Origin of the sequence: Pseudomonas putida, from assembly GCF_004357765.1 — a bacterium.
In the GTDB taxonomy this organism is placed as follows: Bacteria; Pseudomonadota; Gammaproteobacteria; order Pseudomonadales; family Pseudomonadaceae; genus Aquipseudomonas; species Aquipseudomonas putida_U.
Genome location: NZ_SMTE01000004.1, coordinates 175,475 through 188,452 on the forward strand (window position 1 = coordinate 175,475; position 12,978 = coordinate 188,452).

Sequence of the window (12,978 nt, forward strand, 5' to 3'; positions counted from 1 at the left end):
ATACACCTGCAATTGAGAAATATTAAGTGAAGGATTGTCACAACAGGACTCGCCTGCACAAGCCGGCAGGCTCGCCAAGCCCTCGCAAAGGGTCCACACTCAGGGCGCACCCTCTGCGTGAGCCCGCAGCCCGACAAGGAGGCTTGAATGCCGCGCTGGCAATGGATACTCGCTCAGTTCACCCGCCGTCTCTGGGTTCGCGCAACGCTCATCGGCATGTTGGGCGTCGCCGCCGCCCTGCTGGCGGCCCTCGTCGAACGCTTCATACCCTGGCTTCCAGCCAGCCAGATCGGCGCCGATGCGGTCTATGACATCCTCACCATCATCGCCTCGAGCATGCTGGCGGTGACCACCTTCTCACTCAGCGTCATGACCTCGGCCTATGGATCGGCTGCCAGCAACGTCACACCTCGCGCCACTCGCCTGCTGATGGAAGACAGCCTGACCCAGAACGTGCTGTCGACCTTCATCGGATCGTTCTTGTTCAGCATGGTGGGGATCGTGGTGCTGAAGACCGGCGCCTACGGCGACCGGGGTCGGTTCGTGCTGTTCCTGGTGACGGTCGCGGTCATCGTGCTGATCGTGGTATCCCTGCTGCGCTGGATCGACCACCTGACACGGCTGGGTCAGGTGGGCGAAACCACGCGCAGGGTCGAGCAGGCGACCCGCGAGGCGATCGCCAGGCGCCGCGATGCACCTTGCCTGGGAGGACTACCGCTGCTTCGCGATGCGCTGCCCGCCGATGCGCTGGCCGTCCGTGCCAGCACTATAGGCTACGTGCAGTTCATCGATATGGAGGCGTTGTCGCTTTGTGCCGAACGTCACCAGGGCTTCGTTCAGGTCGTGGCAATCCCCGGTACGTTCGTGCACGACGGCTCGCCACTGGCCTGGTTCAGCGCGACGCCGGGCAATGCAGACCTCGAAACCGTGACCGATGCAGTGCGCAGCGCCTTCTCGATCGGCGATGAACGCAGCTACGATCAAGACCCCCGCTTCGGCCTGATGGTGATGAGCGAAATCGCTTGCCGGGCGCTCTCCCCTGCTGTGAATGATCACGGCACCGCCATCGATGTGATCGGTCGCCTGGCACGCCTGCTGAGCCTGCTTGCCACCGCCCCGGAAGCGGATGCAGAGCCGATCGCCTTTCCCAAGGTCCAGGTCGCCGCGCTGGCCATCGATGACCTGTTCGAAGATGCGTTCATGCTGATAGCACGGGATGGCGCCGGCCAGGTCGAGATCCAGCTGCGCTTGCAGAAGTGCCTGCAGGCGCTGGCCCTGCAAGGTGATGCGGCATTTCGCAGTGCGGCACTGCAACAGGCGGCGCTGGCCTTGGAGCGGGCCAATGGGGCGCTGCCACTGGAGGCGGAAAAACAACGCCTGCGCCGGGCGATCGATATGGCGGCCAACCCCTGAGACCTTGCCGGCAGGTGCTGGTGCCAAACAACGAAGAGCCCGTACTCCTCGACCGGGTTCGCGCCTTCGCTCAATGCATCACCACTTGCTCTCAAAAGGCTCACGACAGGCACTAGCTATCTACTGCCTTACCCGCCTGACTGCGGAGGAACCTGAGTTTCCACCTGTCCGAGGAAACCCCATGCCCCTCCCCCAAGCCCAACAAACCGCTCGCCAGCACCTGAAGCAGCAGGCCAACCTCCTGGTTCCTGACTGCCCGGACATGCGCCAGATGGCCCGCGATGTCGCGCAGTCGCTCCTGGCGCAGCACCACCAGGGTACGCTGGACCCCGATCATGTCTTTCTCAATCGCTTCCATACCGCGCAAAGCAGCCCACGCACCTTCAGCGGCTGGCAGCACTACGAAACACCCTACCAATCGCTGACCCTCCCGCAACTGGTGATGCAGCGCTTCGACGTACACGACCAAGACAACGCCGACCTGCTCAGCTACCTGACGGGTTTCTACAAGGACGGCGTGGAAAAGGACGTCTTCGATGAACACAATGAAGTCCCTATCGCCCCCGGCGACATACTCGAAGCCTTCTGGGAGCTGGATTTCAGCCAAGCATTCAAGCACAAGTGCGATGCGTTCTGGCAGGCCCATGCCGACAGCTTTCGCCTGCTGGCCAAAGTCAACTTCCTGGGGAAAGTCTTCGAAACCCTCGACGGCGACGACCCCGCCTTGGCCAAGCGGGCCCTCGAAGTCGCCCAGGCACTAACGGGCATCGAGACCTGGCCACCGACACTCGAACAACTGAACCGCCGCGTGACACCCGCCTCCGGCTACCGCCTTTGCACCTTCGACATCGGTGGCCATGTCGCCAGTGATATCCTGCGCGTGGAAATGGCCGATGGCGCACAACTGCTGTACATCCCTGGCGAGGATCACCCGCTGCACCTGTTCCCAGACCGCCAGGCGCTCTACTGGTGGGTGTTGATGAACACCAACCAGGCCGATAATCGCGCCAGGTTCATGACCCACTTCCCAATGGCCAGCCACGCCGAAAAGGGCAGCGATGTCGGGCTGAACCACCTGCTCGATTTGCTGTTCTTCCATTGGGGCGGGCAATACCCGAGAATCCTTGACCAGCGCGATACGACGCTCCCGGGCGACGCCTTCGATCATCTGCGCGACAGCGCGCGCCAACGCATGCACGATGACGCCGACTTCGCATTGCGCTCCAATGCCGACCTGAGAAAGCAGTTGTGGATCGGCTACCTCAAGGCGTTCGGTCAAACCTTCGGCCCAATGGCCGGCGTGGACTGGCCCGTGACCCTGGCTGTCGTCGGGGCTGGGCTCGCCGAAACCGGCCTGAACATCGACCAGGCCATCACCGGCCACACCACGGCCGAGCGCCAGGCCGGCGTGCTCGGGGCGGTATTCGCCGCCATCGACACCCTGTTCAACGCAACCTTCCTGCTGGGTGAGTCCCCCAGTACCCTGGCGGAGCTGGGAGAAACCACGCAGGGCATCCCTGCGGAGAAGCCACTGCCATCGGCGGAAGATGCCCCCGCCACCCCTGCAGAACTGCGGACCTGGGTTCCGGAACCCTTCAAGCCCATCGCGCAGCCAGAGCTACTGAACGCGTTCGAGGCCAACGTGATCTTGTATGGCGAGCCAGGCACTGGTGAGATGGCGGGCATCTTCCTGCAGGAGGGCAAGTTCTATGCAGAAATCGACGGTATCCCCTATCAGGTTCGCTACATCGGGGAAACGCGCAGTTGGGTGGTGATCGATCCGGAGAACCCTTACTCGTTCTACCGCAACGTGCCGATCGAGCAAAGCGCCGAAGGCTCCTGGCAGCCGCTGGCCCGCCCCGATCTGATCGGCGAAGGGATGCCGCGCAAGCTGCTCAGCCTATGGGGGCGCACGACGGCGGCCGAGCTGCCGGCCCTGCCCGCGACGCCCTACGAGATACCGTCCGGTATGCGCTCGACGCTGGCACCGGCAATCCTTTCGAGCGACGACCGGGCATTCAGCGGTGTCTTCGGTAGCATGAACCCAAGCAAAGAGGAAGCGTTCGTCGAGTTCAGAAGGCTTCGCGATCAGTTGCTGGCCGATACCAACGAGTACTTCATCGACCCCCAATTACCTGCCCGTCCAGAGATCCCCACCCTGCCCGCCGAGGCCAGCCCGAAACAGCTGATCGCCAGTGTCTACGAACGCAGCAACGGCCTGGTCATTGGCGAGTCGCACTCTCAAACGGGCAGTAAACGCTTCCTGATCGACAACATGGCGTTATTGAAGAAGCAGAAAGTCAGGGTGCTGTACATGGAGCACGTCATGACCGACTTCCATCAGGCGGACCTGGACCTGTTCCACAAGACAGGAGAAATGCCGGAAAACCTGAAGACCTACGTCAGCGCCCAGGACATCGGGCACGCTACCGACCGCGCCAACGGCTACACCTTCATGCAGGTGCTGACCACCGCCCAGAAGAACGGCATCCGCATCCAGGCCATCGACTGCCTGGCCAGCTACCGCCAGGCCTGGATGCGTTCGCCGGGACCGCTGACACGCCAACGAATGATGAATTTCTACGCCCACCGCATCATCGAGGCCGACCAGGCAACGCGGGGTGCCAGCAGATGGGTGGCGCTGGTCGGCAACTCGCACTCCAATACCTTCGAAGGCGTTCCGGGCCTGAGCGAGATCGAAGGGGCAATCGGGCTGCGTTTCGAGGACGTTCCCGCTGGCCAGCCCTATCGAATAGGTGAAGATCCCGGGCTTTCGATCACCCAGGGCAACGCCACGGCACAACGCGTGAAGGGCGACCTGCGCGTGCAAGCGGCGGTGAGACCTCGCCCACGCCTTGGAAGCGACCTGCGCGCACAGGCTGCCGTGGGCGGTCGACCGCTGTCTGGAAGCGACCTGGAACGCGCATTGACACCCCCGGGCAACTTCACGTTCAAGGAGATCGACGGGGAAATGAACCTGATACACCGAAGCAAAGACGGGCAACTGAAGTACACCCCCCTTCGACGGGACGCCAGGTATTTCTATATCGACAGGCCTGAATGGCCATGGATCAGCGGCCGGCGACTGGAAAGCCTGGGGCAGATGAAGGGCCTGCTTTCCCGTCGCGGCTTAACGTACGTCGAGGTGTGACTCATCGATGCAAAAAGGGCGCCTCGCGGCGCCCTCTTCGTTCAACTCATTCCCACTCATTATCAATAGAGACTATAAAGGCATACAAATCAACTACTTAATACACAATAAATCACCAGCACCATGAAAAAAACCATGCTCAGCTTTACGTATCAAGCATATCCCACTCATCTCCGAGCACCCAGCGTATTGCTGATAGCTTCCCATTGACCATTCCCCACTCAAAGTCAGACCAAGGCCCCAACTCTGCGATGCCAACCTCTTCCTCGGCTCTTTTCATGGAGGCAAGCATCCCCTCCCAAATGGTATCTACCAGGAGGTTGCGCCGATCTTCCGGAGTGGCTTGGTCCCAAATTTCTTTGGTCACAAGCTTCTCTTCACCGTCTTCGACGCGAGCGATAATATTCCACTTTCTGTTGTACCAAACTTGCGTAGTCAGCTTATTTTCTGCCTCAAGCAGTTCAGATAGCTGCCGAGGGTCTTGACTGAACTCACGCTCGAATCGTGTTTCTTCGATCAGGTCGCTTGCAAACTCGCTGAGAAGCGTACTTAGGTTGGTTTCGTATCGTGACCTCACACCATCAAAAAGCGAAGTCAAATCGGGATGCGGGACACGCGTGTCAGCCCCCTTTTGGCTAAAGTCGTGGATGTTATGGGTCACGAAGGCAAACACGTCATCTTCTGTGCGCTCGGCTATCGCATCAATGTAAGTCTCGATGATGATCGCATCGCCAATTCCATTCATTTGCCGGTGAAATGGGGCTACCTTGGCAATAGCCCGATCCGCCGCACGCAACTTGATGCTATCGCTGACCGGGACGGGTGAGGTTTCCCCGAACAGCTTTTCGATCAGTTCCACTGCCTCATTCACAGCCTCTCCGCCAGTAGCGACTCGATGGTCGACTTCGTTCAGCTGTCTCAGCGTGGCATCTCGCCCTTCCTCGGGGGCGAATTGCATAATTGCCTCCCTGACACGCTTGAAATGACTGGAAAGGCTGGCTCGACTTGCCGCCATGACTCGGTCCCGATTACGAGCAAATTCGTCAACGATGATCTGCGGCATGATCAGAACGACGTCACCTGATTGAGCCATCGCGGACAGCGCGTCCAGCAAAGGTAGGTGTCTGGGGTCTTTCGTAAGATCAAGCCATACAGATGTATCGATCAACAGGTTCAATCTCATTCGCGCTCACTCCATGTCGTGCCGACCTTTACTGTGGAATCCTTTGCAACCACCTTTTGCAGTTGACGTAACAGGACGGCACATTCGGCGGGGTCACCGCCGCTACGTACTTCGGCGAGCAACGCTTCTGCATAGGCCGGCTGGGCCTGGAAATAGGCAATCATAGCCTCATCATGCGGCCTATCTTTCATTGGCGTTCACCCCCTCACAAAGAGCGTCGTTCCTGTGCCTGCCTACGGAACCACACCAGCTAGACCCGCATACTAGCGTCCTTGCAACCTTGTTTCACGCTGAAAACCGTGCTCCGCATCCTATTGCGGCGGAACAGATATCGATTAGCGATCTACTCTCGGCAGATAGGCTTTTACAGGGTCTAACTGATCCATTAGCTCGCGCACATGACTAAAACAAATGATAGCCTCGTGATATCATCCTTTCCACCCAAGTACTGCATAATCGTGTGGTGAAAGGAGTCAAGATGAGCGACGAGGAAGCAAGCAAGTACCCGCATAGCGCTATTTCGACTTGGAGTGGATTCGTCTACCAAGGCAAAGTAGCGCTTTATCATTGCCTGAAACTGATCAATCAGGGCGACTGTGATTTCCAGCTACAGCTCGACAGCACAGACGATTTCGCCATTTATAAAAACAATAAATTAATAAGCGCCCATCAGGTAAAAGCCAAAATTGGTGATTATCGCAGCAACTATAAGGACGCTTTAAAAAAGTCAGCTGCAATTGAGCTCGACAGAATTGCAGGAACCAAAAGATATTTTCACATATCCCAACCCATCAACGATAATAGCGACTACGTAGACGCCAATCACGAGCGAGTTGAATTTTATGCATATGGTGACCTTCGCCACTGCGAGCTTGACAAGATTGAAGAGCTAACAAAACAGGTAATCAAGGAAATTTATACCCGACAAGCTATAGTTTACGAGGATAACCTTGTAGACTCTAACTACTGCCTACTATCTGACAAAATTAGCTCTCAAGCGCTAGTAATTCACGCGAAAATACAAAATGAAGGTGACGCTCAGCGTATCGCAGCTTATGAGCATCGGGTGCCTGCGGAAAGCATTCTTAAAGACATATTGGACGCGAATCCATACGAAAGAAAAGACTATTATGCAATCGAGCTGAAGGCACGCCTCCATACCCACTTGGAAGAAAGGTTAGCTGAATCGCTCCCAGGTATGTCGGACGCAGCGTACGAAAGAGCCCGACGTATCTACGAGCTTATAAGACTCTCTGAGGGTGGCGACTTCAAAATACTTTGCCAACTTATGAAGCCATCAGAAAAGTTCTCACGCATCCAAAGCTCAGATATACGCCGATACTCAGACCTTCTACACACAATCAATATTGAGCCTATTCTAAAACGACTACCACACTACTTAGATAGCGACAATAAATTTTATGCACCAACAGCACTATATTTACCAGAACCAACAGACAAAAAATACTGCACCTCTGAGATCATCGCAGAAATAAAAGATAATGACGATCTAGGCAGGCTACTTTTCGAATTTAACAATCTAATTGCAGCTAAGGCCAACGAGAGCTTCACAATCGATACAAAGTACACAAATTGCTTCGATACAATCTCCACTGACGATCAAAACCGCATCGACAGCAATATTACCAAAAGTTTGTGCATCAGCATTTTAACAAAAGACGACGCAGAGGCTCGACTTAAATGATTATTGACCTCATTCACCAAGCCCTAGATGCACACAATTTCTCCAAAGTACATGAGAACGACAGTACTGGCTTCTATGTTCGCGAGGACGGTACGGCGGTCAGATTTGCAGTCTTGCACAGGTTAGACAGCCTGATGAAGCCCGGCGAACTCAATGCCATCATCAACCAGTCAGCACCAGTGGAATTTATAACTGATCCAGCATTTAAAAAGAATTGCGATCTAATCTGCATTCATCACCTCGATAAGCTTGCCGAATTCAAAAACCATGAAGAGCAGATTTTTGAAATTGAAGAAGATCCTCATTTCTATAAAAAATATGTGCTTTACTACAGCGACACTGAGGTTGAAGCCATTAAGGGGCTAAATTTTGCCAAGCTAAATGAATTGATTTCAGACAAAGCACAATTCGACATATATAAAAACGAACCCACAGCAGCTACCAAATACAGTGCAGCTGCGAAAATATTCATTAAGCTGCCATTTTTGGCGCTTCACATCAATAAAGTGGAGCTCGTACCCCTTCGTTTACAAATTGACGAGGCTGTGGCAGAAGCCGACCTTAGCAAGACTTATGAAACGATAAAGAAACACGGCCAACTAAATATCGAAGACTTGATCAAGGAACTGATTAGCGATGAACTGGCAAATTTCCAAAATTGAGATTTCAAGCTTTAAAGCCTTCAAACAAATCCATCTGGATTTTGGCGACTCATCACTCTTGACATTGGATGGACCCAACGGGTTTGGCAAAACAAGTATATTTGATGCAATTGAATTATTGCTAACTGGCAGAATAAAGCGAATCTGTCACTTATTCACCACTCTAATGATGGGGAAAAGAACAAATTATGAAGACAACCTGCTTTGGAATAACCGCTCCGGCAATAAAGATCTAGCAATCAAAATAGAGTTCATCAATGGCTCGCGCAAGCTTATTCTAGCGAGGCATACTCCCGCAGCAGACTTTGACGAGAAGTCAAACAATCGAGCAGACCAGTTTACGCACCTCATGCTTTACGAGCTACCTGAGTTCTCGTCAAACGATTACGTAGCAGAAAATCTTCGGAACGAAAGTTTTATCGAGGAGCTTTTTGGCAAAAACTTTAAAGAAAACTTTTCTTACTTAAATTATTTAGAGCAGGGCCAAAACCAACTCCTCCACTCGAGAGTAGACAAACGCAAAGAAGCATTAAACAACCTTTTCAATATCAGTGACGTAAAAACAGAGACAGATAACTGCAAAACTATCGCTTTGCGGCTTACAAAGTTCATTGGTGACCCAAAGCGTGCCGCAGATTTATCAAGGTTAGAGTCAGAAGCTGGCTTGCTGAAGGGAATGATTCAGGCAGACTTAGGAGCAATTGAATATAAAAAGACTTCCACAGCGGCGTTGCAACCTGGCTGGGACAAAGAGAACCCCTTCCCCACCTACTCTGTGGAAATCCACGGAGAATACATCGAGAGCATCCAACGTCTTCAAAGACTGGTTCTACTAAAAGGTGCAATACAGACCAGAGACAAAAACGAGTCGATTGAAAATTATATTGAACTTAATAAGGACTCGATCAAAAGCCTGGCGCGTTTCGGCAATGATTTGAACAAACTGGATGACCTCGAAGCGACCAAAAAAGAGTTAAATGAACTGCTCAAACGTGGGGGGATTATCAAACGCGGAGCTACAGTCATCAACGCCGGTGAAGCCGAGAGCCTAACTGGATGGACCCAAGGGCGTTTGGAATGGTTTCTTGAGCAAATAATTACCCGCGACTCTCTTCAGCAAAAGAACAGTTCCAATACCAACGCTGCAGCCGAGCTGAATCGTCTGAAAGCAGAACTGATAGCTGAGCACTCTAAACTCTATCCTGACGATCAGCATTGCCCAATGTGTGGGGCCGACTGGCAATCCCATGACGCGATGCAGCAAAAAATTGAGCTCAGATCAAAGCAGATCAACGACGCGCTAAACGCTGATGGCCAGACTTTGATAAACCTCACAGGGCTGATGGCTGCGGAGTTGTCTTTAATTGACACCCAGATCCAAGCCCGGGGAGCGGAGCTATCCGTAGGTTACAACAGCGCCCTACACAACGCCCTGCTCCGTGATAAAGCTCGATTGCCGGCGATTAACCATCTCGCCGCGCGGCTTCAAGCCTTAGGCGTACAGCTGAACCACTCATTTTCCGAAAGTGAGGAAGAGATAGACACTCGGACTCAGGCTCTGACAGCTTTCATCAGAAGTCAGAAAACAGCCGAGACAGAACCTCTTCCGCAAGATTGGAGAAGTGTCATCACATCTGCCTTCAAAGAGCTGCAAGATTTCTATATTGTTGAGCCTCAAACACTTAAGGACAAAGAGCTTTATATCGTAGCTAAAGCAAACGAGGCACAAAGCAACAGGCTGAAGCAATGTCTTGATGAGCTACAGATCATTCAGCGTGAAACGAAAGCTGCGCAGATTGCTAAAGCCAAGGTCAACAACTTAAAGTCCACCTTGGAGAAAACAGAACGCAGTTACTCTGAACAAACGATTGCTGAAATTGAGCTGATTTTCCATATCTATAGTGGACGGCTTATCCAAAACTATCAGCGTGGCTTGGGTCTATTTATTGAAAGCAAAGATGGTAAAGAGCTCAGGTTCCTTACCGCTGAAAAGTCTGAGTATGATGCGATTCTGTCGATGAGCTCTGGGCAGGTGTCGGCACTCAGCCTGGGCTTTTTCCTCTCGCTGAATAGAGTTTATTCAAGCGTACCGCTGATCCTGATCGATGACCCGTCCCAGTCGTTAGATGAGGTCAATATCGCCTCTTTAACTGATCTACTTCGCTGTGAGTTCAGCAATCGCCAGTTGGTAGTTTCCTCGCACGAGGATGATATCTCCTCATATATGCGTTACCGATTCGCCAAAGCTGGCTTGAGCACCCGATCGTTAAACATGCAACGCTTGGCTAAGGAAGCCTTAGTCTCCGCAGGTTGATTCGCCATAATTGGGCACATGGAACGTGCCCCTTGTCTAAGATTGGCTTCACAGAACATTTTTTTGAGTTTGAACAATAGATCCCATCTTCATCCCTACGGCCACCTGCAATCTTCGAAACTCCACCATTATGCTCTCTACGTCAGTGGCATTCGCTTCTTGACCGCGCTTCTCTGCGAGCCAAATTTTCAACAGTCCCGCAACCCGCCCAAGGTCGCCATTGATCTTGGCCAGATCGGCCACGGCGTTCAGGTCAACGACCGACCGTATCGGCGTGTTCAATCCTAGCGCCCGCAAGTAGCCCGAACGGGACATGCCCGCTTCTTCGGCGCGCTCTATGATGGTCGCTTTTTCCTCGTCAGTCACCCACACCTCTATCGACTTTCCACGCCTTCGAGGTTGGACCCTCTCTTTGGTGCCCTCTTTCATGACTTGTGCTCCTGCTGTTGCTATTCGGCTTTTAGACGCGGCAGCGGCTGGGGGCTCGCAGAGCAAGATACCGTTGAGCCGCAGGCGAATAAGGGGCGGTGTTGGATGGGTTCGGGCTTGCCCGTACCCGTACAACACACATCTTGCCGTCTATCTCTATGCGATTCTATGCAATTGGAGCAGAGATGCCATTTGCATTTTATATAATCGCGTAGATTCGCGTTAGTTCGCATACATTCGCATAGCGTCGCATTAATTAATGGTTTCAATCGCATAGAATCGCGCAGAATCGCATAAAACCGTCACAGCGAACGAGGTCAGTTGAATTATCTAGCATTGGACCCCAAACAGACTGATTGGTGGCGAGCACGGCTAATATTGAAAAGCTTGCACCTTGAAAATTACGTATCGCGAATGAGAGCATTCATATGCCAACGCCCCTTTACCGAAGAAAATCATCAGATATATCGGAGTAATCAATGGCACGCAAAACTCTCGCTGAGCGCCGTTCTGACGCCATTTCCGAACTGGAAACCGCTAAAGCACGACTGGCGAAACTCGACAATGAGGCCGCTGAGAGAATCGGCAGAATTGCAATAAAGTCAGGATTGGTTAATCTGAAGCTTACGGACGATCAAGTCCGGGAAGAATTCGACCGAATAGTGGAAAAGATCAGCAAGGGGAATTGATCATGAAGACAGCTCACCGCATCAGCGCATTTGCCAGTCGACTTGACGAATTGCAAGCCTGCCTCGGTAGAGCCGGTAACCGGGCTACGAAAAATGTTACGGAAGCCCAGCGTATCGCGGCTGAGCTGGCTTTATCCCTCGAAGACTGGCATCTCGACGCGCTGCGAATACCTAAGGCGGAGCGTGCCCCCTACCGAGCGCAGAATCCATATTATTCAGCACATTGACTCTGCCGCTCTCGTTAAAAAGTCCACTCCGGTGGACTTTTTTGTGTCCGTAAAATGTATAAAGCCGGACAAATTCAATCCATCCCCTCCTCACAATTAACGCCTTATAAATCAGACCGATAGTTTTTAGTTCTCTCCCAGATACCGGACAGTTTACGGACAGTTTACGGACAGACCACGAGAACTTTATGCGGATAGCACAGTTATCCGCATATTTTAAACAGGCCAATATCAGTAAATAATCGAGCCACCAAGGTTAGAAATGAGGTATTCAGCATGGAAAGGGAATTACTCATAAAATCGTCGTCCCGTGTACGCAAAGCCTGGCGTCATGCGGCTTTGAGCATTGCGGTGGCCGGAACCATCTTAGTTGGCGGGACCCTATACGTTGCACCTGCCACGGCTTACGCCATCTACTGCGCAAATTGCTCCACGTTCTATCAGCAAATGTTTGAGTACGCTGAGGCGGTTAACACGGCTCTGAACACCGCCGAGCAACTGCAAACCCAGGTGCAGCAGTATCAAAGCATGATCACGCAGGGCACGGGCTTGCCTGATTCGATGTTCGGCAGTATCGCAACTGATCTTAAAAACGTGATGAACATCTACGACCGCTCGCAGGCGTTGGGCCGCCAAATCCAGAACATGGATTCGCAGTTCAACACGGCTTTCCCCGGTTTCAATTCGTACCTGAATCAAGCTGCCAACTGGGCTGAGTCACCGGCACAAGATCGCTATCAGACGTGGTCTGAGCAAGGCCGCGATAACGTGAAAGCTGCGCTAGAAGCGGCGAACCTCAATACCAGCACCTTTGAGTCTGAGGGCGAGCAGCTTGACCGCATGATGACCCGTTCACAGTCGGCTGTGGGCCGGATGCAAGCACTTCAGGCGGGCAACGAAATAGCCTCGCAGAACGTACAGCAGTTGCAAAAGTTGCGCGATCTGGTGGCTACGCAAATCAACATGCAGGGCAACTATCTGGCTCAGCAGGGTGACCGTACAGCAGCCAGCGAAGCTACTGAACAGCAGTTTGAAGCGCGCAAAAATACACGCGGCGGCGTAAAGGGGTACTGAGAATGACTATTTCGAAATGGCTCATCGCGTTGATCTGCTCCGGCTCTGCACTAATCGGTTCTATGGTCACCGTGGCGGTTCAACGCAACAGCGAATGTACATCGGTGGCGGAGCAGCAACAGCAACAGCGC

10 protein-coding genes are annotated in these 12,978 nt (G+C 53.1%); 7 read left to right on the forward strand and 3 right to left on the reverse strand.

Translation table 11 applies throughout. From position 1 onward, the window contains the following. The first annotated feature begins 147 nt into the window (after positions 1 to 147). Together E2H86_RS07330 and E2H86_RS07335 are read left to right on the forward strand one after the other, a co-directional pair. Positions 148 to 1,413, forward strand: coding sequence for a DUF2254 domain-containing protein (locus E2H86_RS07330; protein ID WP_133326201.1), 1,266 nt, complete (start codon positions 148 to 150; stop codon positions 1,411 to 1,413). 181 nt (positions 1,414 to 1,594) lie between these two features. Continuing rightward, positions 1,595 to 4,564, forward strand: coding sequence for a membrane-targeted effector domain-containing toxin (locus tag E2H86_RS07335; protein WP_165976040.1), 2,970 nt, complete (start codon positions 1,595 to 1,597; stop codon positions 4,562 to 4,564). A gap of 145 nt (positions 4,565 to 4,709) precedes the next feature. Here the strand turns inward: E2H86_RS07335 and E2H86_RS07340 are convergent, their stop codons facing one another. Both E2H86_RS07340 and E2H86_RS07345 read right to left on the reverse strand, forming a co-directional pair. Next, the gene (locus tag E2H86_RS07340) at positions 4,710 to 5,747 is read right to left on the reverse strand and encodes a PIN domain-containing protein (protein WP_133326205.1); all 1,038 of its coding nucleotides are present in this window, start codon (positions 5,745 to 5,747) and stop codon (positions 4,710 to 4,712) included. Further along, complete coding sequence (locus E2H86_RS07345; RefSeq protein ID WP_439958279.1) at positions 5,744 to 5,911, reverse strand: hypothetical protein; 168 nt, start codon at positions 5,909 to 5,911, stop codon at positions 5,744 to 5,746. Before E2H86_RS07345 ends, E2H86_RS07340 begins: the two co-directional genes overlap by 4 nt. A 314-nt stretch (positions 5,912 to 6,225) precedes the next feature. On the opposite strand from E2H86_RS07345, the gene E2H86_RS07350 reads away from it, so the two are divergent. From E2H86_RS07350 to E2H86_RS07360, 3 genes are read left to right on the forward strand one after another with little or no spacing between them, the layout of a single operon-like run. Further along, on the forward strand, positions 6,226 to 7,452 hold the full coding sequence (locus tag E2H86_RS07350; RefSeq protein WP_133326209.1) for an ABC-three component system protein: 1,227 nt from the start codon (positions 6,226 to 6,228) through the stop codon (positions 7,450 to 7,452). Then, positions 7,449 to 8,114 (forward strand): ABC-three component system middle component 1, encoded by a 666-nt coding sequence (locus E2H86_RS07355; RefSeq protein WP_133326211.1) that lies wholly within the window; start codon positions 7,449 to 7,451, stop codon positions 8,112 to 8,114. Before E2H86_RS07350 ends, E2H86_RS07355 begins: the two co-directional genes overlap by 4 nt. Then, positions 8,089 to 10,428 (forward strand): AAA family ATPase, encoded by a 2,340-nt coding sequence (locus E2H86_RS07360; RefSeq protein ID WP_133326213.1) that lies wholly within the window; start codon positions 8,089 to 8,091, stop codon positions 10,426 to 10,428. Before E2H86_RS07355 ends, E2H86_RS07360 begins: the two co-directional genes overlap by 26 nt. 48 nt (positions 10,429 to 10,476) lie before the next feature. On the opposite strand, the gene E2H86_RS07365 is transcribed toward E2H86_RS07360, so the two are convergent. Continuing rightward, positions 10,477 to 10,857, reverse strand: a complete 381-nt coding sequence (locus E2H86_RS07365) for a plasmid mobilization protein (RefSeq protein ID WP_133326215.1) — start codon at positions 10,855 to 10,857, stop codon at positions 10,477 to 10,479. 479 nt (positions 10,858 to 11,336) lie between these two features. Here E2H86_RS07365 and E2H86_RS07370 point away from each other — a divergent pair, with 479 nt between their 5' ends. Beyond that, positions 11,337 to 11,546: a TraC family protein gene (locus E2H86_RS07370; protein WP_133326217.1), complete on the forward strand. Its 210-nt coding sequence runs from the start codon at positions 11,337 to 11,339 to the stop codon at positions 11,544 to 11,546. Positions 11,547 to 12,049: 503 nt separating this feature from the next. Continuing rightward, positions 12,050 to 12,847 (forward strand): P-type conjugative transfer protein TrbJ, encoded by a 798-nt coding sequence (gene trbJ, locus E2H86_RS07380; RefSeq protein ID WP_133326221.1) that lies wholly within the window; start codon positions 12,050 to 12,052, stop codon positions 12,845 to 12,847. Positions 12,848 to 12,978 lie beyond the last annotated feature (131 nt).

Excerpts from the sequence above, each read along its gene's own strand:
- E2H86_RS07330 (WP_133326201.1), top strand. The coding sequence starts at position 148 with ATGCCGCGCTGGCAATGGATACTCGCTCAGTTCACCCGCCGTCTCTGG.
- E2H86_RS07335 (WP_165976040.1), top strand. The coding sequence starts at position 1,595 with ATGCCCCTCCCCCAAGCCCAACAAACCGCTCGCCAGCACCTGAAGCAG.
- E2H86_RS07340 (WP_133326205.1), bottom strand. The coding sequence starts at position 5,747 with ATGAGATTGAACCTGTTGATCGATACATCTGTATGGCTTGATCTTACG.
- E2H86_RS07345 (WP_439958279.1), bottom strand. The coding sequence starts at position 5,911 with ATGATTGCCTATTTCCAGGCCCAGCCGGCCTATGCAGAAGCGTTGCTC.
- E2H86_RS07350 (WP_133326209.1), top strand. The coding sequence starts at position 6,226 with ATGAGCGACGAGGAAGCAAGCAAGTACCCGCATAGCGCTATTTCGACT.
- E2H86_RS07355 (WP_133326211.1), top strand. The coding sequence starts at position 7,449 with ATGATTATTGACCTCATTCACCAAGCCCTAGATGCACACAATTTCTCC.
- E2H86_RS07360 (WP_133326213.1), top strand. The coding sequence starts at position 8,089 with ATGAACTGGCAAATTTCCAAAATTGAGATTTCAAGCTTTAAAGCCTTC.
- E2H86_RS07365 (WP_133326215.1), bottom strand. The coding sequence starts at position 10,857 with ATGAAAGAGGGCACCAAAGAGAGGGTCCAACCTCGAAGGCGTGGAAAG.
- E2H86_RS07370 (WP_133326217.1), top strand. The coding sequence starts at position 11,337 with ATGGCACGCAAAACTCTCGCTGAGCGCCGTTCTGACGCCATTTCCGAA.
- trbJ (WP_133326221.1), top strand. The coding sequence starts at position 12,050 with ATGGAAAGGGAATTACTCATAAAATCGTCGTCCCGTGTACGCAAAGCC.